Raw genomic sequence first — 24026 nt, 5'->3', positions numbered from 1 at the left:
ATCATGAAAATCGCAGTCATCGGCGGCGGCCCGGGCGGCCTGTACTTCTCAGCACTGATGAAGCAGCTGGACCAAAACCATGAGGTCACCGTCTGGGAGCGCAACAAGGCCAGCGACACCTTCGGCTTCGGCGTGGTCTTCTCGGATGAAACCCTCGGCGGCATCGGCAACGCAGACCCTGTAGTCGCCGACTACATGTCCCGCCGCTTCGCACGCTGGAGCGATATCGACATCCACTTCCGCGGGCAGATGCATACCGTTGGCGGCCAGGGCTTCGCCGCCATGAGCCGCAAGGAGCTGCTCGAACTGCTGCAGCGCCGCGCCCAGGAGCTGGGCGTGGACGTGCGCTTCTCCACGGTGGCACCGCCGGTTCAGGAGCTGTCGGCCGACTACGACCTGGTGCTGGCGGCGGACGGCCTGAACTCGGCGGTGCGCTCCACCTTCCCCGAATCCTTCAAACCGTCCCTTGATCCCCGGGTCTCCAAGTACATGTGGCTGGGCACCGACCAGGTGTTCGAAGCCTTCAAGTTCTTCGTCAAGGAAACCAACGCCGGAACCATGCAGATCCACGGCTACCCCTACTCGGACGAGGGATCCACCTTCATCGTCGAGATGCACGAGGACGTGTGGCGGGCCGCCGGCTTTGACGAGACGGAAAACGAGGTCTTCCCTCCGGGCGTCAACGACGAGGTCTCGGTAGCCAAGGTCAAGGACATCTTCGCCGAGGAACTGGCCGGCTATAACGTGCTGACCAACAACTCCAAGTGGATCAACTTCACCACCGTGCGCAACGAGCACTGGCGGCACGGAAATATTGTGCTGCTGGGAGACGCGGCCCATACCGCGCACTTCTCCATCGGATCGGGCACCAAGCTTGCCATGGAAGACGCACTGGCGCTGGCGGCCTGCCTGCACGAACACGAGCAACTCGAAGTTGCGCTGGAAGCCTATGAGACCGAACGCCGCCCGGTGGTCGAATCCACCCAGCGTGCAGCCCAGGCATCCCTTAAATGGTTTGAGAATATCGGCCAGTACAAGGACCAGGACCCGGTGCAGTTCTGCTTCAACCTGCTCACCCGCTCGCGGCGCATCACCTACGAAAACCTGAAGCTGCGCGACACCGAATTCGCCGAAAAGGTGGATGCGAACTTCGCCCGGCTCTCGGGCTCCGAGAACCAGGCTCCTGCCATGTTCCAACCCTTCACCCTGGGGAAGAGCACCAAGCTGGTCAACCGCATCGTGGTCTCCCCCATGGACATGTACTCGGCGGTAGACGGGGTCCCTGGCGACTTCCACCTAGTACACCTCGGCTCCAAGGCCATGGGCGGCGCAGGCCTGGTGATGACGGAGATGGTCTGCGTCTCTGACATCGGCCGTATCACCCCGGGCTGCACCGGCCTATACACCGATGAGCAGGGTGATGCGTGGAAGCACATCACCGACTATGTACACACCCAGTCAAAGGCGAAGATCGGTGCACAGATCGGCCACTCGGGCCGCAAGGGCTCGACCAAGCTGATGTGGGAAGGCATCGACCAGCCGCTGGACGAGGGCAACTGGGAAGTTCTTGCGCCCAGCGCCATCGCCTACGGCGAAGGCTGCCATGTACCCAAGGAAATCACCCGGGAACAGATGGAAGAGGTGAAGGAACAGTTCGTCGCCGCCGCCCGACGTGCCGATGAGGCGGGCTTCGACCTGCTGGAGGTGCACATGGCCCACGGCTACCTGCTCTCCTCCTTCCTCTCCCCGCTCTCCAACCAGCGCACCGACGACTACGGCGGCAGCTTCGACAACCGACTGCGCTTCCCGCTTCAGGTGCTGGATGCGGTGCGCGAGGTCTGGCCGCAGGACAAGGCGTTGGGCGTGCGCGTCTCGGCCACCGATTGGGCCGAGGGCGGCAACACCGAAGAAGACGCGGTCAACATCGCTGCAGCGTTTATCGAGCATGGGGCCCAGTTCATCGACGTGTCTTCCGGCCAGGTCGTGAAGTCGGAGAAGCCGGCCTTTGGACGCAGCTACCAGACCCCGTTTGCGGACAAGATCCGCAACAAGGTCGCCGCCGGTGCGGACGTTGCAGTCATCGCGGTGGGCGCCATCTCCTCCTATGATGACGTGAACTCGATCCTACTGGCCGGCCGTGCAGACCTCGTGGCGCTGGGCCGCACCCACCTGTACAACCCGCAGTGGACCCTGCAGGCGGCGGCCGAACAGGACTACGTCGGCGAGGGCGCCACCTGGCCGCTGCCCTACAAGGCTGGCCGCCGCAAGCCGCCGGCGGCACGCACCGATGCGGTCCGTCCGCGGCTCTCGCTGCTGCGCGAGGACGAGGCGCAGGAACAGACCCACCTGCGCTGGACTCCCGCGGACAAGCTGGAGTTTCAGCAGTCCTAGCTAAACTTGGCTTTTCGGAAAGCGGCGGCAGGAGATCCCTACCGCCGCTTCCCTTTCTGACAGTTTGATAAGCCACCGCCTGTCCCACGTTCAGATTCATCTGGCACTCGCCACCCCTCCGGTACATTCCACTTCTTTTCAAAGGTCACCATGAGTTCTTCTATGGATCGCATCCAACAACGTGAATCTGGACTATCCCGACAACTGACTTCCCGCCAACTGAGCATGATTGCCCTCGGTGGCGCCATCGGCACCGGGCTGTTCCTCGGCAGCAAATTCGCCATCTCCTTTGCCGGTCCCAGCGTCCTGATCAGCTACGCCATCGGCGGGCTCATCGCCGTTATGCTGATGGGCGCCCTAGCGGAAATGACGGTAGCCCGCCCCACCACCGGATCCTTCGGCGCCTTTGCCGAGCACTACATCAACCCCTTTGCAGGGTTCATGATCAAATACCTGTATTGGTCCTGCATTGTGTTGGCGGTGGGTACAGAAGTCACCGCCATCGGCGACTACATGCAGATGTGGTTCCCCGGCGTTCCGCCATGGATCTGGGTGGTCGGTTTCTCCGCTGTGCTCATCGGCGTGAACATGTTCAACGTCAAGGCCTTCGGCACCCTGGAGTACTGGTTCTCGGCCCTGAAGGTCTTCGCCATCGTCGCCTTCATCATCATCGCGGCGTTCTTGGTGTTCGGCGATAAGGACGGCGACTACGGATTCCAGAACTACACAGCTGACGGCGGGTTCTTCATGGGCGGAGCCAGCGGAGTCTGGTTCGCGGTGATCGTTGCGATTTTCTCCTACCTGAGCATTGAAATGATTGCGGTAGCAGCGGGTGAAGCCAAGGAACCAGAGGTCGCCGTCAAGAAGGCCTTCAAAGTCACGATTTTCAGGCTCTTCCTCTTCTACATCCTGACCCTCGGACTGATCCTTGCCATCGCACCGGTCAGTGCCATCTTGGAGGGCGGCAGCCCGTTCGTCACCGTCATGCAGGTAGTCGGAATCCCCTACGCAGACTCCATCTTGAACTTCGTGGTGATCGTAGCGGCGCTGTCCGCCATGAACTCGCAGCTCTACGTTTCAACCCGCATGATGTTCTCGCTGTCCCGTGCCGGTCAGGCTCCGAAGGCTCTGGGCAAGGTCAAGAAGAACGGCGCCCCGGTCAACGCACTGCTGCTCTCAGCAGGCGGCGTAGCGGTGGCAACCCTGGTGTACATTTCGAACCCGGAAACCGGGTTCACCTTGATGATGGCCTTGTCGATGTTCGGCGCCATGTCCACCTGGATGCTGATCTTCATTACCCACCTGTTCTTCCGCAAATCCCATGCGCGCAGCGGCGAGGCGTTGAAGTACAAGCTGCCTTTCACCAAGATCGGCTCGATGCTGGGAGCGGTGCTCATGGCGGCGCTGTTGATCACGACGCTGTTCACCGAAGACTTCAAGATGACGCTGATCTTCGGCATCCCGTTCGCCGCGGTGGTGGCGGTTATGTACGTCGTCACCCAAAAGCGTAGAAACGGTGCAGGTGATGCACCGGCACCGGAAGTCGAAACGCAGATGGAAGTCCCGCAAACTTAGCAATGAATTCGAAACGGCGCTGTCCCTGCCTGCAACCGTGGCAATCAAGGAACAGCGCCGTTTCGGCTTGTGTCTGTGTAACCGGCTAAGGATCTCTCCATTCCAAAACCTAGGAAATCGCAAAGGTTCTTGCCATCTGACTTGGGCAACTTATAGGTTGAAGATTTATGACAGTCAGTTCAAAGAAGACCTTGTTCGTTCGCCGACTTCCCATGCTAGTCTTGGGCGCAGCATTGTTCCTTTCAGGTTGTTCAGCTCCCACGACCGACTCCAGTGCGGAAGAATCATCTTCCTCCGCAGATTCACGGCTGGCTACGGTCGGCAATTCTGGAACCCTCAAGGTATGTACTACCGGCGACTATCGGCCGTTTACCTATCTCGATCCCGAATCCGGCGAATGGACCGGAATCGATATCGACATGGCCAACAGCTTGGCCGCGTCGATGGATGTCGAGCCGGAGTTTATTCAAACAACGTGGAAAGACTTGATGCCAGACTTCAAGTCCAAGTGCGATATGGCAGTGGGCGGCGTCTCCATCTCATTGGAACGAGCCAAGGAAGCCTACTTCAGCGATGCGACATTGGATGAGGGCAAGACTCCCATCACCCTGTGTGAAAACGTTGACAAGTACGACACCATCAAGGAAATCAACAAGCCGGGCGTCCGCTCCATTACGCCAATTGGCGGCACCAACGAAAAGTTCGCGGATGCGAACTATCCGAACGGTGACATCATTCGCTTCGAAGACAATAACAAGATCTTCGACGAGATCATCGCCGGTCGCGCAGATGTCATGACCACCGATGCTTCTGAAACGCGTTGGGTCGCCAACGAGCACCCGGAACTTTGCGCTGTTCATCCCGACAAGCCGTTCAACTTCTCCCAGAAGGCCTACCTCCTCCCGCTGGGCGATGACGAATTCCAGGAGTACGTAAACCAGTGGCTGAACATCTCCAAGCATGATGGGACCTTGGCGGCAGCCGAGAAACCTTGGTTTGGGTAACTAGATCTAGTTAGGGCGCAGGCAGGCGACTCTGCCTTCTCGATGATTAGGTAGAGCCGTTAGCCTGCGCCACCAACCTGTGGTTCGCGGTAGTATTCAACGATCACTCGTACCACCAGCTTCCACACTGTCAGCGTAGATGCGCAGCGGTCCATACAGTTATTTTGCCCTATGCGACTTACCATCCAGTCGCCCTACAAGACTGGATTCCGGACCGTGTAGGATTTCGAACAACACGTTCCTGACCTGTTGCAAGCGATAAATCTACTGAAGGACTCGTTCCATGCAGACTCCCATCCCCGATTACCTTGCTGAAGTCCTCGACAAGCTACGCGACGACGTCTCCGGAGCGACCGCGGATTACATCCCCGAACTTGCGAACGCGAATCCTGATCAGTTTGCACTCGCGATCACTACGGCAACTGGCGGTACATACTCCGCTGGCGACACCAACGCGGAATTCTCAATCCAGTCAATCTCAAAGCCCTTTGCCTACGCGGCAGCGATCATGGACCGTGGCCTGGACCGTGTCATTGAATCCATCGGAGTAGAACCGTCAGGTGAGGCATTCAATGAATTGTCATTGGACCCCGAGACGAACCGACCCAAAAATCCAATGATCAATGCCGGCGCTATCGCAGCTCATGGTTTACTCCTTGGAGACAAAGCCGATCCAGAAGAACGGGTAGCAAGGGTCTTAGAGCTTTTTTCAAGGCTGGCAGGTCGGCAGCTGCGTATTGACGACAAAGTATTCCAATCCGAATTGGAAACAGCAGATCACAATCTCGCAATGGCCCACATGCTCAAGAAGTACGGGATTCTGAACGATGATCCCCATGAAGTTGTCGCAGGCTACACACGCCAGTGCTCCATATTGGTGACTGTTGAAGACCTATCAATAATGGCCGCGACACTCGCAAACGGCGGCGTGCAACCTCGGACTAGGGAAAGAATTCTTGACGCCGATACAGCTCGACAAGTGATGTCAGTGATGGCAGTTGCCGGCATGTATGACGGTGCTGGAGATTGGCTAACGCGTGTCGGAATCCCCGCGAAAAGCGGTGTTGCCGGCGGTCTTGTCGGGGTGCTTCCCGATCAGGTTGGCATCGGCGCCTTCTCACCACGTTTGGATAAACACGGTAACAGCCAGCGAGCCCGACGCGCATTTGAACAGCTGTCAAAAGACATGGGAATGCACCTGTTTGCCCCAAGTAACGGTCGGCTGGATGTCGTAGACGTCAAGCTCGAAACCCTCAAAGAGACATTCTCTCTACAAGGAAATGTTCAATTCACTGCTGCCGCTGAATTACTTGACCTTATGGAAAAGTCGACTGCCCAAAATGCAGTTCTCTTGGACGTTTCGGGCGTCTACTCATTTACAGATGTTGCTCGTCGGATGGCACTTGAGGGCCTACGCCGGCTGCGATTGGACAAGCGCCATGTGCTGCTCCACGATCCGTGGCAAGTCCTGGCGGATCCTCATTTGGGAGATGGGCTCTACCCAGAGAACGTGTAAGTCTTTACAAAATCACTTCTGGTGACATACTTGTGAATCCTCTTGCGACGACAGCATCAGAGCATGCATTAACGCGCGACAGCATTCGCCGAAGTAAACACACTGACAGGCATTTCCCGATGCAGCTTCCAAGTAATGGCTATTGGCTTCGATCCTTGGTGGTTGACGTAATCGACACTTCCTAGACAAGTGAATGGGACAACAAGTCCATCTTCTTCGGCCACGTTGCGAGTGAAGAGCAGAATGTTCGAATCATGCGATTTCCTATCAAGATAACGCATACCCTTAGTACTAGTTGGAGCTGTCGCGTTCTGTGATTCCCAATGAAATAGGCTCGGACTGATTGCATAGTCTTTGTAGAGAGTATTCGGATTATGAACTGTCTCGTCTTTGCTTAGGGTCACAAAAAGCGCATCAGTTTTCGTTGGAGGGCACCACGCGACACCTTCACGGTGGCTAACACCTTTACCCTGTTCCAGCGACCCATACTCAAGTGCCGCGAGGATCTCGGTTCGCCAATAGGTTGCATGTGAGTAGAGCGGAATCTGCTGCATTCCGAAAGGAAGGTTTTTCGGCGAATGAGCATTTTGCGCCACCCCACGCGCGAATGTACTTCTCAACTCATCAACTAAGTACCCGTTAGCTCGGACACGGTCAAGTCCGTCATCATACGACGAGAACCCACCGCCCTGATCCCAAAAGGTATAGAACAGCATCCTGGCAAAGATACGATCGCGTTCACTTAGTTCCTCGTAGTGAGGAGCATCCTCGGACAGAAGAACCGAATATGCTTCGGCCCGTTCTGCATCATCGACGCCAAGGAATCGCGTGACTCGTTTGAGTAGCTCTTTTTCCTCATGTTCCTGTGCATTATCAATTTCAACGCGGCCTTCTTCCCATGGAGAGCGAGCTGAGATTAGGCCCGCCCTACGAATGAGGTCAGTCCAAGAATCTCCGGTCTTACGATAAACATCCTTCAGATCCCTTCCTGACTCATCGAGGAATTCTTCCAGGTTAATCAACCCGTAGGCTTTGACTTCACGGATAAGCGCAGGTTTGTTGAGCTTAAGTTGCGACCTAATATTGTCCAACACGATAGTTCGGGCAACTCGGTCGAGCACAAGTTGGCAGCCCGAAGGTAGACCAGGTGCCCCCTCATCAATGATTCGTTCTAGTCTCTTGCGCGAAACATCTAGAAGGGCACGATATTTGACGTCAAACCGGAATTCCCTACGCTGTTGTCCGATGAAATCGAGAACTGTCAGCACGGCCTTATCGTCTGCGCGACGCAAACCGCGCCCGAGTTGCTGTAGGAAAATTGTTGAGCTTTGCGTAGGACGTAGCAGCAGGATCGTATCAATTTCCGGAACGTCCAAACCCTCGTTGAACAGATCAACAGCAAAGATGCAATTCAATTCTCGCGTTCGCAGCTTAGCCAAGGCGTTTTCTCGGGCTTCGGTGCTTGAACTTCCTGAAATTGCAATAGATGGAATACCAGCTTCATTAAACACTTTTGCCATGTAGTGTGCATGCTGAACGGAAACACAGAAGCCTAACGCGCGCATTTCCGAGGTACTGAGCACTTTGTCTCGAAGCTCGGTAATAATCTTCAGGGCACGCATGTCATTGCCCGTATAGACGTTACTCAACTGTTCAAGATCGTAACTGCCGCGTTTCCATTCAATCGCACTCAGGTCCACGTCATCGGCAATTCCGAAGTAATGGAACGGCACCAGCAGATCAGCGTCCAGTGCATCCCAAAGCCGTAGTTCCGAGGCAATGCGCCCATCAAAATACGTATCAGCCACATTGATCCCGTCTCCACGTTCGGGAGTAGCTGTTAAGCCTAGAAGCTCGATGGGTTCCAAATAATCAATTAGAGCCCGATAAGAAGAAGCTTCCGCATGATGGAACTCATCGATCACCACGATCTCGAATGATTCGGCTGGGATCTTCTCGAGTCCAAGTGCAGCTAGTGATTGCACGCTGGCAAAAACATGCTTCCAAGCTGCGGGCTTATGCCCATCAACCAGCAATTCACCAAATGAACCTTTTCCCAAGACTTTGCGATAGGTTTTTAGCGATTGTTCGAGTATTTCTTTTCGATGGGCTACGAATAGAAGTGTGAGTTGACGACCTGCCGCGTCACATAAGCGTTTATAGTCCAGCGCTGCCAGCACAGTCTTCCCAGTTCCCGTTGCCGCGACGACAAGATTCCTGTGTTCATTGCGGTTACTGCGCGCAGCATCGAGTTCCTCTAGCATTTCCGTCTGATGCAGTAACGGAGTGACCTCCAACCCTGTAGATCCAAGCATGCGCTGAGCGGTCGATCCTCCAGCACGCTTCAATGCAGCATCCAAACGTTCAGCATCAGTATCTGGGTTATATGGAACGAAAGCGCTATCTTCCCAATAGCTATCGAAAGTCAACGCAAACTTCTGCAATAGCCCCGGCGTTGCTACCCCTGAAAGCCGAACATTCCATTCGAGTCCGTCGAGCAATGCAGGCCGGCTGAGGTTCGAACTGCCTACGTAAGCAGTGTCGAATCCGGAGTTTCGACGAAAAAGCCACGCCTTGGCGTGGAGCCTGGTTGCGTTCGTTTCGTAATTGATACGTACCTCGGCACCAAACCGTCGCACCAGCTCATCAATTGCATGACGTTGCGTAGCTCCCATATAAGTCGTTGTGATGACGCGAATGGGAATTCCGAAATCCTTCAGTTCCTGAAGTGAATCGGTAAGCAGCCGCAGGCCTTCCCATTTGATAAATGCACAAAGTAAATCCACTCTATCCGCAGAAGAAAGCTCAGCTCTTAACTCTGCTGCTAGCTGCGGATCTTCACGACTGTTGGTAAGCAGAGCGGCAGCACTCATCGGAGTCTGCGGGCGCTTGAAAGACCTAATCCGAATATTATTATTGTGCTGAACTTCAAGAAGTTGCCGGGGACCAGGTAGGACATCTTCAGAGTGACCAATCAGAGCAAGAATCTTGTTACTTAACTCGATCATTTGATCAGCATCAAGAGTACCCAGTCGCGCTTCAATTGCATCACCTAAGAAACGAGTTAGCTCGGCAGGAGCACTTTCAGGGTCAATGGACTGCACAGACTGTTTGAACCCTTGCAGTGGTGCAAGTCTTTTAGCTAGCTGATCCGTCAGTAAGCTTTCAAAGATTCCCACGCCCAAGCCGAACGAACTATTTGATGCCGTTGTGTCCATATTTTCAGGTTAGTCGACTACACCGACGCTCTAGGCTCAAATAGCTTCTCGCGACTCCGTTATTTAATAACTTCAATACTCAACGCGTAGAGCGGTTCACTGCCAATAGATACTGAATCGAATTCAGGATGCCTGCCGGGAAGGTGAAAGTAGAACTTCAATCATTTCGACAATGAGTTTGTGATACAAGATCCAGCCCGTGCAACTAGCGTAAATAAAGTTTCCCGCCCCTTAACCAGGCTCAATGGCGTCTAATTCACTGTTCAAACTCCACGAGAGACCTCGTACGGAAGTTGGGAAGCAACCCGCGACGGATATTAGAATCTTCAATCCGCCAAGCTACTTTCTGTTTGGCATTCACACGAGTCGGCAACCGGTATCAATCGTTGGATTCATGCTTCTACATCGACCAGAAATGTTCGCGCCTCGTACTGAGCAACACCCACTTGTGTACTACGCCTACGCCAGAAAGTTTAAATAACATCCAAGTCGCGCGGTTAGACCTAAGCGACTCGAGATCCCTTTCCACGTGAAATACACACTAGCTGGGAGCGCAGTTCGACCATGAATTGCCGCGGTCGGACGCAGATGCCGTTCCATTGAATCATTTTTTGAGCGTTATCCAACACCAAGCCCGGTATCCAGCGAGAGTAGCCTCGACGAACAGCACACGAGTCGAGCCAGCTTATATTTAAGACGCCGATACATATTTTCGCGAATCCCTTCCGTACCTTCTATCGCATATCGTGATATGAACTCAGAGGTGCAAGTTAATTGGGCTCGGCTGAACTATCCCTTGTTCATCGCGGTCGGTTTAAAGCGCAGTGTTGAAACAATTCCTTGCGGAAATCCGCTGGTATTGTGGCTAGTCATGAGTACAGCTCCTCCAGAACGAACGTGTTCGCCTAATGCGTCTCGTAGCACCAGAACTTCCCGCTGATCAAGCGTTTCTTCTGGCTCGTCCATTAGCAATATCTCAGGTTCGTGTACGAGTACGCTCGCTAGCGCTACGAGTTTTCGCTTCGACATAGGAAGCTCATAAGGATGCACTTCAGCTAGCTCGATCAGATCCAGCCTTTCTAGTACTTCGACAATTTTGCTCCTGGAGCGTCTACTTTCGGACAAGCCATAGCCAACATCTCGTCGTACCGAACGGTTAAACAACTGGTCATTCGGATTCTGCAAAAGAAGGCCGACTTTGCCATTACGCGAGATGCGACCTCCAACAGGATTAATCAAACCCGCTGCAGATTTCAGTAAAGTGGTCTTCCCCGAACCATTCGGACCGGTTAACGCTGCACACTCGCCAGAATGCAACTCAAGACTGAAGTTCTCCACAATCGGAGTAGCATTCTTTCCATATCTCAATGAAACGGTTTGAAACGATAGAAGTACGTCACCGATTCGCCCTGTATAAGCTCCTAGTTTTGGCCAAACATTATCGACTTTTCGGGGTACTCCAGTTCGAAGCTCGTCTGCCAACGTGTTGCGTTCAAGGCACAAAGTGTGTTCAGTCGACTTTGACAACTGACCGGCTTCTCGAGACAGCACAACAACTGTCTTCTCTGCAGTTGTCAGTACATTTATTATTCTGAGAACAACTTCTCGCGCGACCGAGTCGAGTCCAGCCAGCGGCTCGTCCAAAACCAGTACCTTCGGGTCATTCATAACCAAGGCTGCAAGACCTACGATCCGTTCCTGGCCGCCGGAGAGTTTCGCAGGATCCTTATTTAGGAGATGGCCAATACCAAACATTTCTACGACGTACTTGGTCCGTTCTTCCATGTCGGCTCGTGGAGCACCAGAGTTCTCCAGGGAGAATACAAGTTCTTCATTAACGGTCTCACGGATACCGGAGAGATACTCTCCGGGATCTTGTGGAAGGAACCCAATGTGTTTTGCCCAGGCTGAATGGTCTATCCGTGGAGAATTTGTGGCCGTATGTTCAATAGTTTGTCCGTTAACTATGAATGTCGCATCTAGCCTGTCCAGCCCCGGGCGAGGAAGAATGCCAGCAAGAATCGCCCCAAGTGTGGATTTTCCCGAGCCTGAACCGCCTCTTATTACTGTCAAGGTTCCAGGGAGCAATGTCAGATTGAAGTCTTGGAGTATCGAGTTCTCGGCTTCCGCATACTTGAAGCTCCGGAGTTTCAGATCTACTACAGGCTGTTGTTGGGTTACTGATTTGTCGTTCATGCTGAGGCTCCAAACTGCAGACCAATCAAAATCAGCACCGGACCAATCACAGCCGTCACGAGTGCACTGATTCTTATCACCCGTTGTGTTCGTGAATCAGGCACAGTTCGCAGCCGACTCATCCGGTTATTGGCAGGAAAGCCACGGGCAGCCAGATGAGGCGCTCGTTTTGAAGATTCTTCCAAAGAAGTAAGTACCAGCGGAACCGCCCGCATCCTCGCCTTCTGGAGCCATCCCAGAACACCACGTCGGAAATGAACATGTCTCAGGGCTTGAGCTTCACCGATGATCTTTTGACGTTCAGCTAATTGAGGCAGCAAGAAAAGTGATGCAGCAACCAGATAGCCAAGCTGAGGCGGTGCCTTCGAAAGATCAATTGCCGCGACTAACTGATGCCGGTCAATAGTCAATGCACAAAGAAGGCCTGCTATAACGAGTACCGCTGTTCGAAGGCCCAGCGCTGTTGCCGTATACACTCCATCCGCTGTGAGTTTGAGGCTTCCAGTTGACGCAAGCCCATGGATCAACAGTTGCGAGACGAATGCTGGCAACACGATGGCGGCGGACAGCGCAGCAAGCTTCAGCACCTTTCCTGCGAAGGCAGCAGCAAACAGGCAAAGAACGATCACCGCAGCACTGACCCATATATTACCTATGGCCGTCGTGATGGCGACCGCAGCAATGACGACAGATAGAACTGTGAAGGGATGCAACCGCTGAAACAAGGACATGCTTAAGCGTTCTGCTTTGCTCCGCGCTTTCCCAAAACACGGTAGCGGCGGACGAATTCAAAACTCTGGGTAATTCGGCTAGGCAGTGCGTACACCAGCAGCGCCGCAATAAGGAACACAATTGCCTTGTCGCCCGGGTCAGAAATCAAGGCCTGCTTCGTCACCGCCGAGAGCAGCGAATCTCCCATGGAGCGGAATGCTGCCACGACTGCTCCGGTGCCCACACCTGAAGTTCCGCCGAACACGAATGCTGCGACTGGAGCAGAGACAACACCCACAAGGACACCTGTAACAAGGCCCGCAATCGGGGCCAGATACACACGGCGCACTGCGCCGAAACGTGCGGCGGTGCCAGCTAAGAAACCTACGAGTGCGGCGCCGGAGGCAAATGGCAGGACCGTCGGTGCGAAGAGCGACCAGATCAAGGTGCCCAAGACACCTGTGGCGGCACCTGCACGGCGTCCGGCTAAGAAGCCAACCAGCACTGTTCCGATCGAGTCCAGATACAGCGGCACCATCACCGACCCGACGAACTGGCCCAACAGGATATTCAACGCCAAGGCCACTGGAATCAGCGTCAACGTGGACACGGGAAGATCCGGCAAAACTGCCGCCAGCAGCAGCAACGCGGAAATCAGGTAAGCCGCGAACGTTGCCAACGCTACACCCTGGCCCATTCCGCTAGTGAGGTTTGTTGGCTGCGTGATCACTAAAACAAGATACGTAACCACAAGCAGTGACGTTCCGGCGGCGGCCAGTAATTTGCTACGAAGCGAACTACCAGCGCGCTCGTCAGGGAGAACAAGATTCGGTGACATGATGGATTTGATCCTCAAAGAAATTGGCGTCTTGGCTCTGCATAGTCAGCGAGAGCACTTACTGCGCGGACCTATGTCACCTTGGCCCGGTATAAGAGTCTAGCTCACCGTCATGTCGCCGTGGTTTTCGCTTGTTCTCTTCGCAAGCTTCGCCAGCTTATCCTTCAGCTCGGCAAACCCCTGCTCCGGATCATTCCAACTGACCACGTGTGCATTATTCGGTTTGCCCCAAAGCGCCCGGAAATCCGCCACAGTTGTGCCGAAGAGTAGCTTTGAGTCGGTCTCTACATCCACATTGGCGGCCCTAGTCTCATGGGCGAGTGTGCCAACTGCAACTCCGGCCGTGAAGTAGTCGTGGACGTGGGCAATATATCCCTGGTCATAGGCTCTGTGGAACTCGAAGTAGAAGCGAAGTGCATCAGAGAGGTAGCGGATGACAGGATTCTCGGCTGTGCTGCGGGTCCCCTCGATATCGGTTGCCCGGACCGATTCTTCAGGTTCTCCCGCGGCCAGCGCCAGTTCATTGACGAACTGCGGCTGCATTTCAAAGCGCTCGGTGGTATCCAGCGAGCAGACTGTCGGCAACCTGCTCTCGTCTAATCCTTCCTGCGCCGCCGCGGTATATGCAGCAAAGACTTCTTTAGCCGCATGCGGATCCACATGGGTGTTCCACTCGGCGGTGGGAGTGGTGTTGCCCTGATAGTAGAACGAACCTCCCATGATGACCACCTTGCGCAGCAGCCACGGAAGCTTCGGTTCCTTGCGCAGGGCGAGGGCGAAGTTGGTCAATGGCGCGCACAGCAGAACCGTCAGCTCCCCCGGATTCTGCCTCGCTGCCTCAATCCAGAAGTCAATGGCGTTGATGTCTTCCGCAGCCGCCGCGCCTGAATCCGGCAGGGTGGCGTAACCGACACCCTGCGGGCCGTGGGTTTCCTCGGTGGTGACCAGCGGAATCTGCAGCGGCTCCCGTGCACCGATCAACACCGGAACCTCAGGACGTCCGCACAGTTTCAACAGCGCCCGGTTGTTTGCAGCAACCTGCTCGGCGGCGACGTTGCCGGGGGTGCTGGTGACCGCGAGGATCTCAACGTGGTCGCAGGCGCACAGATAGGCAAGCGCCAGTGCATCGTCAATGCCGGTATCGTTGTCGACCAGCAAACGCACCCGCTCGGGTGTCTGGCTTACAGAATTTTCAACCATGCTCTGATCCTCGCCTATCCATGTCATGAGGCCCAGAACTTCAGCAGCCTCGTTCTCTCATTCAATGACTTCCACCTAGGAAGTGCCAAGTCCACATGGAACAATCCGTTGAGAACGTGAGCGCTGATGAAGAACTTGGCGTTGTTCATTCGGCAGGAGGAGACCAGTGACTGCAGCGTTGCAGCAAGCCCAGCCACGCACCAACGCGGCGTGGATCATCATCGTGGCATCGGGTGTCGTGGCGGGGCTTCATATATGGAAGCTCGCCCCGGCCCTGCCCGTGATCCAAGAACAGCTGGGATTCTCCTTGCTCTTCGCCGGAACCCTGCTCGGTGTGGTTCAAGTGGCAGGCATGGTCGGCGGCCTAGCCGTCGCCCTGCTGGCTGAGGTGATCTCGCAGCGCAGAACCCTGCTTGTCGGGCTGATCCTACTGTCCCTCGGTTCAGCCCTCGGCGCCTTTTCCCCCAACGCCGGAGTCCTGCTGGCAACGCGAATCCTCGAAGGTGCAGGGGTCATCATGAGCACGGTCATGGGACCTGGACTGGTGCGCCTTCATGCTCCGCTGAAAAACATGAATATGGCGGTGGGCTGGTGGGCCGCCTATATGGGCATGGCAACCTTTATCGGCGTCTTCACTACCGCGCTGGTTCTGCAGCATCTTTCGTGGACCGCCTGGTGGCTGGTCCTTGCGGTGTTCACTCTGCTGTCCATCCCCCTGGTGCTCAAATTCGTCGGACCCGACCGGCCCGCAGGTGCGGCGCGGATGCGCGAGGCAGCCCAGAGAATCGCGGTGACCGCGAAGTCCGGCAGGGTATGGATCAGCGGCCTGATCTTCGGCTGCTACACGGTGCAGTGGATGGCTGTGGTCAGTTTCCTGCCCACCATCTATGAGGGCTTCGGGCTCACCCCGGTCGCCGGCGGCTTCATCTCCGCCACGGTGGGCGGACTCAATGCAGTGGGTGCCATCCTCAGCGGCGCCCTGCTGCACCGCGGCGTCAACGGCAAGTCCCTGCTGCTCATAGGTTTTGTCCTCATGGCCGCGACCTCGACCCTGACGTTTATCTTCAGCTACCCGGCGCAGCTGTTGTGGATTCAAATGCTGGTCGTCGGGTTGTTCTCCCTAAGCGGCGCCGCCATCCCCACCACCATGACCCGCATTGCGGTCGACCTTGCCCCGCCGGGAGGATCGGCCCCGGCATCCATGGGGTTGATGCAGCAAATCTTCAACGTCGGCAACTTCACCGGCCCCATGCTCCTGGCGGGACTGGCAACGCTTACCGGCGGATGGAACTCCACCTGGTGGATCACCTGCAGCTTCGCGACGCTGGGCGTGCTCTTGACCTTGCTGCTTGCACGGCGCAATTCGCCGTTTACCCAGATGAACTAATACTCCTCAAACTCTGCCTGTAACTTCATTTCATTCGCCGACCAATCATTGTTGTCTTGCCACAGCTCAATAAATCAATCAATTTTCCTTCGGTCTCCATAGAATGAAAGCTGACTTGAGTACCAGTTCCACCGCAGATAACGAAGGGCGACGACCGGGATATACCCAACTACGCCTGCGGCGTGCTTTGCTTAAGAAAAACACGGGAAACTGCTCTGCAGCTACAGAATTAGCCACCGTACTCAGCTACCGGACAACATCAGCCAATCCACCGAATGGAGTCTTAAGTGAGCACCGCTTTCGTCCTGGACCACGTCACGATCCTGACCGGCGACCGCGCCGGAACGACCATCAACGATGCGGCAATTGTTGTCGACACCCAGGGAAAAATTGAATATGCAGGTCCCCGCAAGGACATGACCGCGCGGGTGGGGTACCGCTACTACGACGGCGGCAACCGCTTTGTCACCCCGGGGCTGATCAACGCCCACGCCCACCTGTTCTCCGACGGCAAGCCGCTGCCGGCGTTCATGACCAGCGAGAAGGCAGAAAACCTGGTCGCCAAGTTCATGCACAGCAAGCCGGGCGAGCTGCTGCTGAACAAGCGCACCAAAACCAATGTGCTCACCCAGATGAACAGCGGCGTGACCACCATCCGCTCGCTGGGTGACGCCCGCTACGAGGCGGTGCGCGTGCGCGACGCCATCGAGCGCGGCGACTATCTGGGCCCGCGCGTCTACCCTTCCGGTCCGCTGCTTGCCATGCCCGGCGGCCACGGTGCACCGCAGATCGCTTTGTGCTCCACCACCCCAGCCGAGGCGGCGCAGCAGGTGCGGGACAACCTTGCGGCAGGCTCCACCGCCATCAAGATCGCTGCCACCGGCGGCGTCACCGACGCCCGCGAGATCGGCCAGGCAGGCACCCCGGAAATGCCCGAGGAGCAGATGCGCGCCATCTGCGAAACGGCGCACGAGGCTGGCATCATCGTGGCAGCCCACGCTCAGAGCGCCGAGGGCATCGCCATGGCGCTGCGGGCTGGCGTGGACACCATCGAGCACGGGGCGAGCATGAACGACGAGATCGTCGGGCTGTTCAAGGACAACCCGAACTCGCTGCGCGGCTCCTCCGCGCTGATCCCCACTCTGCAGGCGTGCCTGCCGCTGGTGAAGCTGGATCCGAAGGTCACCGGCATCAATGAGATCGTCCGCGCCAACGCTGAAATGATCTATGAAGAGATGCTGGCAGGCATCCGGGATGCGCTGGAGCACGACATCATGATCGGCATGGGCACCGACTCGGCGCTGACGCACGTCACCCACTACAACACCTGGCGAGAGATGGACTATGTCCAGCGCTATGGCGGTTTGACCGCAGCCCATGCACTGCACGCGGCCACCCAAGCCAATGCGCAGCTGCTGGCCATCGACAACATCACCGGTTCCCTGGAAGCTGACAAGGACGCCGACCTGGTGGTGCTTGACACGAACCCGCTGCAGGCAGGATTTCGCGCCTTCACGGACCCGTACCTGGTGGCCACCCGCGGCCATGTGCTCCAGCAGCCACAGGTCAAACGATTCGACAAGCTCGACGAGAAGCTCGATACCTTCTAGGTTCCGGAGCACATGCGCATGCAATCAACTTCCGCTCCCATGCCGTACGGCCGGCTGGCGGTACTGTCCGCCGCGCCGGGGCACGGCGGTCGTTCCATGTTTAATGCATAGCCCAGCCGCTTCGTTTCGACGCCCTGAGGTTCTGCCGGCGCCAACGCCCCACGTGCTCTCAGATCATTGGGATTTGTGATCAAACCTAGAAACGAACAGAAAATCGATGTCTCGGCGAGTGTTCCTTATAGAGGCAAAAACCCTCCTGCTTTGCGTATGGATGATCCAACATCGGCAGACCGGAGCGTCAAGGACGGCGCGCAACACCGCGGAATTTTTCACCCTTGGCATCACCCCTCTAATCACCCATTTTTCAACATCCAAGAGCCATTCTTTCCGTATTTTGAAATTTTAATTTTTCATTGCGGAATAAAGTGATGTGACTTACAGTTGGAATCATTCATCGCATCCCGGCATATATCTCGGAGCGCAACATCCTCAGGAGCAGCCATGAAAATCAAGTCTGCCGACGACTTTAAAGTCGCAGCACCTAAACCTAAAAAGCCTTTCTACACCTCGCTGTTCTTTCAACTCGGCGTCGCCATCGTCGCAGGCGTTTTGATCGGACATTTCTACCCCACTATCGCGGCGCAACTCCGCCCGCTGGGCGACGGATTCATCATGTTAATCAAGATGATCATCGCGCCGCTCATCTTCTTGGTAATCGTCACCGGCATTGCGGCGGTAGGAGACGTCAAGGCGGTTGGTCGAGTCGGCGTCAAGGCTTTGGTCTACTTCACCTGCGCAACGGTCTTTGCGCTGATCTTCGGACTGATCATCGGAAATATCTTCCAGCCGGGCGCAGGCCTGAACATCGACCCAACGACACTTGACGCAGGGGCAATTTCCGAAAAAACCGGTGAAGCCAAAGACGCAGCCGGCTTCATCCTCGGCATCATTCCAGTCAGCGTTGTCGGCGCATTTGCCGACAACAACCTGCTGCAGGTGCTGTTCTTCTCCGTCTTCTTCGGTGCAGCAATCGTCGTCGTGGGGCAGGATCGCTGCGCACCGCTGCTCTCGGTCTTTGAGAACATCCTTGAACTGATCTTCAAGATCATGTCCTGGGTGATGCGCCTGGCCCCCATCGGCGCCTTCGGAGCCATGGCCTTCATCATCGGGCAGTACGGAATCGGCACACTCGGCACCTACGCAAAACTCATTGCAGCTTGCTACGCCGCGGCGATCCTCTTCATCGGCATCCTGTTCATCATTGCCTGGAGCATCGCCCGAGTGCCGCTGTGGCAATTCATCAAATACACCCGCGAAGAATTCCTGCTGGCGCTGGGCACCGCCTCCACCGAATCGGTCATGCCACGCATCATGACCAAGCTGACCAATGCAGGCTGCTCACGCGCCACCACCGGTTTGGTAGTTCCCACCGGATACTCTTTCAATCTGGATGGCGCCGCCATCTACCTGTCTATTTCACTGCTGTTCCTCGCCCAAGCCTTCGGTCATGATCTGAGCTTCGGCCAGCAGCTGGCTGCCCTGGGCGTGCTGCTCTTGACTTCAAAGGGTATGGCGGGCGTTCCAGGATCATCGTTCTTGGCATTGTCGGCTACGGCAGCGGCATTGGGGATCTTCCCGGTCGCCGGTGTGGCCCTTCTGCTCGGCGCAGACCGCATCATGGACTCCATGCGCGTTGGCGTCAACCTGCTGGGAAACTGTGTTGCCACCTTTGTCGTCGCCAAGTGGGAAGGGCAGTTCGACCGAGACGTCATGAAACGCGCTTTCGCAGGCGAAATCACCAACGAAGATTCGGCTCGCATGTTGGGACGCGAAGAAGAATGGGAGGCCATGGAAGCGAAGCGGCTAGCCGAAGGCGGAGAGCCATCTCCGAAATTCGGCGGCGGACCAGCCCCAGAGGACCTGCCGCACATTGATATGGCTGCTCAGGAAACCAAAGAATCCAGTGGAGTTCAGTAACTGAGCGCAGCATTAATTCAGCCGTTGTGGTTTTCCCTAGACTGGAAAACCTCAACGGCTGTTTTGCTCTCTCATAATGCAGCGCAACGGCTGGAACGCGCTGAGAAAAGCTGAAGTTTATGAGCTATCGGAAAACTACTACGAAAAATTACCGAGCACATTATCAATGTATCTGCCCCAGAATTAGGGCTCGGCGGGCATGTCTAGGACCTCATAAGACGGAAGATGGATCGCTATGGTCGCTAGACTAGTTCCTCGGACTTGGTCAACGTACTGATACAGTTCCGAGGGAGGAACGACCACATTGTGCCCTGCATCTACAGCTGAACGCTTTAGAAGAGAAATAACTCAGGGTAGTGCTGAAAGCATCGCTCGGTTCGCCGAAGATCACCTATGGGAGCTTTTCAACACCGCGTTCTCCGAGCTGAGGCAAGCGATATCTTCGCTTCCTGCTGACGTCATTGAGCAGCATCCAGTACTCCAGATTCTGCACCCCATGACTCCGTCCGCGGTGCGTTCAACCCATCATCTAGAAACCACGCAGTTCGCCAGATACTTAGAGTCAAAATCAGTGGATCCGCATCTCATAGCCGTTATGCAGATCATTGCCTTCAGGCTCAACGGAGAAATCCACACTGCGTGCAGACATGCACTCAGGTTGAAAACCTATCTCGCTCAGTCGCCCCTGAGGCTGGATCCTTCGAGGCCTTCTCCGCTGTGGTTCTATCATCACCAAATTGGTGCGACCATGCTCATGGCCGGGAACACAGCGGCGGCAATGAGCGAATTCGCCGCTGCGCGTCAGCTGGGTCAAACTATGAAATCAGCAGATGCTGTTCGCTGCGCTTCAGAGCGCGAGGCTCTCATCCACGCAGCCAGAGGATCCTTGGAAGAAGCACGCCGAAGTCTGGAACTTGCAGACTCCGTCGAATCGGCATCGGATGCCTTTCGGGAAGCTTCGAATAGCACCAGCGACTGCGCCAAGGCGTTGCTTGCAGTCCTCGCCTTCGAAAACAACGTCGAGGACAAACTGCAGAGGCTCAAACCACTCGATGCAGTGGACGTCGCCTGGCCGTTCATTCTTCTCGCCAGAACAAACTACGATCTGTCGCACCAACAGCCACACGCCGCTTTGGAAGCTGTGACCATAGCAATGGCAGCCCATTACTTGGATCCACATTCATTGGCCTATGACATTGCCAATGCAAAACGGATTGAAGCCTACACCTTGCTCGGCAACACCGATCAGGCCGCGCATCTGGCCGCTGCCTGTACGCAGGTCGGGACCTACACCAAACTGGCGGTCATCCGCTTAGCCATCTGCAGGTCACAGTTCGACCGAGCCGCCCAGCTTGCCAATCCACTCACTACGGACGAGTCGCTCAGCCCCCATCACCGGGCCGAACTCACGTTGCTGACAACATGGGCCGAATTCATCAGGCTTGGGAAGGTCACCACCGACAGCGCCTACCTTGTGGCAGCATGCATCCAGCGCAATAACCGCCAGCTGCTCTGCGGCTTTCCGCGCTCTTACTATGACGATGTCTTCTCGCGCATCCCTGAATCAGAACAGCTGCGGTGCCGCAAGGTGCTCGAAGGACTGCCGCTGCGTAGACCCCTACAGCGAAAGCCCGAGCTGACCAAGGCCGAACATCGAGTCCTCGAACAGCTCGCGCAAGGAACGAAGCAGACAGAGATTGCTCGGGAACTTGGGCTCTCGCTCAACACGGTCAAAACGCAGCTTCGTCTGCTCTATCGCAAGCTTGACGCCAGCTCCCGTCAGGAAGCACTCATCGTTGCCCGCAGGCACGGCTTCCTGCTCCATGCGGCGGAGGAAGAAGCCAAGTAGCTACCGGAACATCACCGCTGAGATTCAGCGCTCCTGCGGCGCCTCGCGCTCGTCGAGGGTGAGCTGAAGAAAGGCGAGGTCAAGCCAGCGCCCGAACTTCTGCCCCACCTGCTTGAGCAGGCCGACCTGTTCGAAGCCGAGCTTTTCGTGCAGCTTGATCGAGCCGATATTCTGCGCCTCGATGCCAGCAACCATCGCGTGCAGTCCTGCTTCCTTGGCGCTCTGGATCAAGAGCAGCATCAATTCCTTGCCCACACCGCTGCCTCGCTGGTCAGAACGGACGTAGACCGAATGCTCCACCGTCAGCCGATAGCCTTCTTTGGCTCGCCACGGACCATAGCTGGCGAAGCCGACCGGCTCGTCGGCGTCGTCCACAGCTACGAAAACTGGAAACCCCGCTTGGGTGCGTTCGCGCAGCCACTGCTCGCGATCGGCAAGATCGGCGGTGGTCTCGGTCCAGATGGCGGTGGTGTTCATGACTGCATCGTTGTGGATGGCAGTCACCTCTGGCATATCGTCGATGCGTGCTGCGCGAATCTTCATGGTGTTTTCCTTGTATTGCATTTGACGTCTTAGCGCGTTGGCTTCATCTTGTTCAGAACCACCAGATAACGGCAGTTTCTGCTTCCGGGGTTGCTGAAAGTGCAGTCGGCGGCGGCCCCGAGCTGGAGGCAGTCGCCTGCCGCGAGATCGTGTACGTCTTGGCCCTCCTGGAAGCGGAGTTTCCCAGAGAGCACCCAAATCTGTTGATCGGTGAACTGGTAGGCGACGCGTGGATAACTGACTTCGGCGCCCACCGACAGCACCACCTCGACAAGTTCAAGCGAAGGGCTGGAGGTCGGAGAGACAGCTCGCCTGGTGTATCCGGTGTCGGGGTCGGTCCAGACCGGTTGATCACGGCAGCGGCTGACTCGTTCCTGATTTCCTTCTGCCTGGACGATTAGCTCGGAGAGCGTCACCCCGAAGGCCGTCGCGAGTTTCGAGAGTAGCACCGCCGTTGGCTGCGCCTCGGATCTTTCGATCTTGGAGATCATTGCACGGGAGACCCCGCTGAGTTCCGCCAGCGCCTCAACCGTCAGGGACCTGCTGACCCTCGCAGTTTTCACTGCCCAGGCGAGGCCCGCACTGAGCTCATCCATCATTACCTCTGACACTATAGTGAACAATGATTCCACTATATAAGAATTAATTACACGCTCTCCCCGCAGTCCGCGCCGCTCGCAGACCGGGCAGGAAGCCCCGGCCGCGCCACCTGCAACAGAAATTTCCTCCACAGCGCTTTCACCTGTGCGCAAAACGGCAATCAACGCGTGAAACAAACGCGACATTGATTGATACATTCACCGACTCATGATTGAGTGATTTACATCACGCATGCGATGGGGATCTGCAGCGCCACAACCAGAAAGCGACTTCATGACTACCAAGCACACCAGCTCAAGCACCTCCCTGATCAAGAAACTCACCTGCGGAGCGGCGAGCGCCGCACTGCTGATCGGATTATCGGGTGCACCAGCATCCGCAGTAGGCAACGGCCCGGACTACGGAGGCAATGAAACAGTCAACACGTCCATCCTGCACACCTACGACTCCATGGTGACTGAACTACGCAAGCAGGATGCGAAGCAGTCGGCAATGGAGCTGGAGGTCATCGGACAGTCGGTCAAGGGCCGCGATCTCTACGTCGCTAAATACCTCTCAGACCCTTCCAACCCAACTGTGCTGTTCCTGACCCAGCAACACGGCAATGAACAGCTGACCACCGAGGGCGCACTGGAGGTCATCAAGCATCTGGGCACCGGCCGCATGGCAAACACCCTGAAGAACATCAACATCCTGATCGTGCCGATGCTCAACCCGGACGGGGCCATGGGAGATGTTGACTTCGACCTCAGTGACTACATCGCTTCAGGGGATCGCCACCTGACCCGCTACAACGCGAACAATGTGGACATCAACCGCGACCACGTGGCCAAGACCCAACCCGAAATCCAGGCCCTGCACAACAACGTGCTCTCGGCCTACGACATCGACTACATGATCGACCTGCATCACCAAGGAACCCGCTCAGCGGTGGATGGAAAGCTGGTCTCCGGCTCGATCCTCTACCCCACCACGCCTGACGTGAAGCCAGAGGTTCTGGAAGGCTCCAAGCGCCTTGGTTCCATCGTCTACCAGAACGTCGACGCCACCGGCTGGGGCCACCTGGGCAAGTACGTGGGCGGCACCGCCAACACCATTGCCCGCAACGGCATCGCGGCCCAGTACGACATCTCCACCCTGCTCTTCGAGATGCGAGGCATGAGCGACCACAGCAACCCCGAGTACGTTCTGGGACAGAAATCCAACGGTTACCTTCGCCAGCAGACCATCCTGACCCTAGAGAGCGTCATCAAGGCGATCTCCGACGGTTCGGTGGAAACCGCAGATACCTCCTTCTGGGACACCTTGCCTGAGCAGGAATACCTGCCCAACACCAAGACCGATGAGTAGATCCTGATCTAGCCAACGGGAACACGAAAGCGGCGGTGCAACGGATCTCCCGTCGCACCGC

General features: G+C 56.3%; 16 protein-coding genes. 9 read left to right on the top strand and 7 right to left on the bottom strand.

Features of this window, described 5'->3' with window-relative positions; all coding sequences use genetic code 11:
* Nucleotides 1–3 precede the first annotated feature (3 nt).
* The 4 genes from RUH64_RS00740 (at nucleotide 4) to RUH64_RS00725 (ending at nucleotide 6486) form a co-directional block, all read left to right on the top strand.
* Entirely contained in the window at nucleotides 4–2391 is a 2388-nt protein-coding gene (locus RUH64_RS00740) for a bifunctional salicylyl-CoA 5-hydroxylase/oxidoreductase (protein ID WP_313810558.1), read from the top strand.
* 150 nt (nucleotides 2392–2541) lie between these two features.
* Nucleotides 2542–3966: an amino acid permease gene (locus tag RUH64_RS00735; RefSeq protein ID WP_313810557.1), complete on the top strand. Its 1425-nt coding sequence runs from the start codon at nucleotides 2542–2544 to the stop codon at nucleotides 3964–3966.
* A 167-nt stretch (nucleotides 3967–4133) separates the two neighbouring features.
* On the top strand, nucleotides 4134–4970 hold the full coding sequence (locus RUH64_RS00730; protein ID WP_313810555.1) for a transporter substrate-binding domain-containing protein: 837 nt from the start codon (nucleotides 4134–4136) through the stop codon (nucleotides 4968–4970).
* A 283-nt stretch (nucleotides 4971–5253) separates the two neighbouring features.
* Nucleotides 5254–6486 (top strand): glutaminase, encoded by a 1233-nt coding sequence (locus tag RUH64_RS00725; protein WP_313810554.1) that lies wholly within the window; start codon nucleotides 5254–5256, stop codon nucleotides 6484–6486.
* A 68-nt stretch (nucleotides 6487–6554) separates the two neighbouring features.
* Here the strand turns inward: RUH64_RS00725 and RUH64_RS00720 are convergent, their stop codons facing one another.
* From RUH64_RS00720 to RUH64_RS00700, 5 genes are all read right to left on the bottom strand, one after another.
* Entirely contained in the window at nucleotides 6555–9704 is a 3150-nt protein-coding gene (locus tag RUH64_RS00720; RefSeq protein ID WP_313810553.1) for a DUF3427 domain-containing protein, read from the bottom strand.
* 789 nt (nucleotides 9705–10493) lie between these two features.
* Nucleotides 10494–11900, bottom strand: coding sequence for an ABC transporter ATP-binding protein (locus RUH64_RS00715; RefSeq protein WP_313810552.1), 1407 nt, complete (start codon nucleotides 11898–11900; stop codon nucleotides 10494–10496).
* Entirely contained in the window at nucleotides 11897–12631 is a 735-nt protein-coding gene (locus RUH64_RS00710; RefSeq protein WP_313810551.1) for an energy-coupling factor transporter transmembrane component T, read from the bottom strand. Before RUH64_RS00710 ends, RUH64_RS00715 begins: the two co-directional genes overlap by 4 nt.
* Before the next feature lie 2 nt (nucleotides 12632–12633).
* Nucleotides 12634–13449, bottom strand: coding sequence for an ECF transporter S component (locus tag RUH64_RS00705; RefSeq protein ID WP_313810550.1), 816 nt, complete (start codon nucleotides 13447–13449; stop codon nucleotides 12634–12636).
* Nucleotides 13450–13548: 99 nt separating this feature from the next.
* On the bottom strand, nucleotides 13549–14649 hold the full coding sequence (locus RUH64_RS00700) for a nucleoside hydrolase (protein ID WP_313810549.1): 1101 nt from the start codon (nucleotides 14647–14649) through the stop codon (nucleotides 13549–13551).
* 166 nt (nucleotides 14650–14815) lie between these two features.
* Between RUH64_RS00700 and RUH64_RS00695 the strand changes: the two genes are divergently transcribed.
* The 4 genes from RUH64_RS00695 (at nucleotide 14816) to RUH64_RS00680 (ending at nucleotide 21472) form a co-directional block, all read left to right on the top strand.
* Entirely contained in the window at nucleotides 14816–16036 is a 1221-nt protein-coding gene (locus RUH64_RS00695; protein WP_313810548.1) for an MFS transporter, read from the top strand.
* Between the two features lie 287 nt (nucleotides 16037–16323).
* Entirely contained in the window at nucleotides 16324–17646 is a 1323-nt protein-coding gene (locus tag RUH64_RS00690) for an amidohydrolase family protein (RefSeq protein WP_313810547.1), read from the top strand.
* A gap of 501 nt (nucleotides 17647–18147) precedes the next feature.
* Nucleotides 18148–19623 (top strand): cation:dicarboxylate symporter family transporter, encoded by a 1476-nt coding sequence (locus RUH64_RS00685; RefSeq protein ID WP_313810545.1) that lies wholly within the window; start codon nucleotides 18148–18150, stop codon nucleotides 19621–19623.
* Between the two features lie 754 nt (nucleotides 19624–20377).
* Entirely contained in the window at nucleotides 20378–21472 is a 1095-nt protein-coding gene (locus RUH64_RS00680) for a LuxR C-terminal-related transcriptional regulator (protein WP_313810543.1), read from the top strand.
* Nucleotides 21473–21496: 24 nt separating this feature from the next.
* On the opposite strand, the gene RUH64_RS00675 is transcribed toward RUH64_RS00680, so the two are convergent.
* Nucleotides 21497–22015, bottom strand: coding sequence for an N-acetyltransferase family protein (locus RUH64_RS00675; RefSeq protein ID WP_313810542.1), 519 nt, complete (start codon nucleotides 22013–22015; stop codon nucleotides 21497–21499).
* A gap of 29 nt (nucleotides 22016–22044) precedes the next feature.
* A complete protein-coding gene (locus RUH64_RS00670; RefSeq protein WP_313810541.1) occupies nucleotides 22045–22626 on the bottom strand; it encodes an XRE family transcriptional regulator in 582 nt (193 codons plus the stop codon).
* A gap of 262 nt (nucleotides 22627–22888) precedes the next feature.
* Here RUH64_RS00670 and RUH64_RS00665 point away from each other — a divergent pair, with 262 nt between their 5' ends.
* A complete protein-coding gene (locus RUH64_RS00665) occupies nucleotides 22889–23965 on the top strand; it encodes a M14 family zinc carboxypeptidase (protein ID WP_313810539.1) in 1077 nt (358 codons plus the stop codon).
* Nucleotides 23966–24026 lie beyond the last annotated feature (61 nt).

The organism is Glutamicibacter sp. (assembly GCF_032154645.1).
GTDB lineage: Bacteria > Actinomycetota > Actinomycetes > Actinomycetales > Micrococcaceae > Glutamicibacter.
The sequence above is the reverse complement of the archived record's forward strand: the minus strand, read 5'-3'. Positions and strand labels throughout refer to the sequence as shown.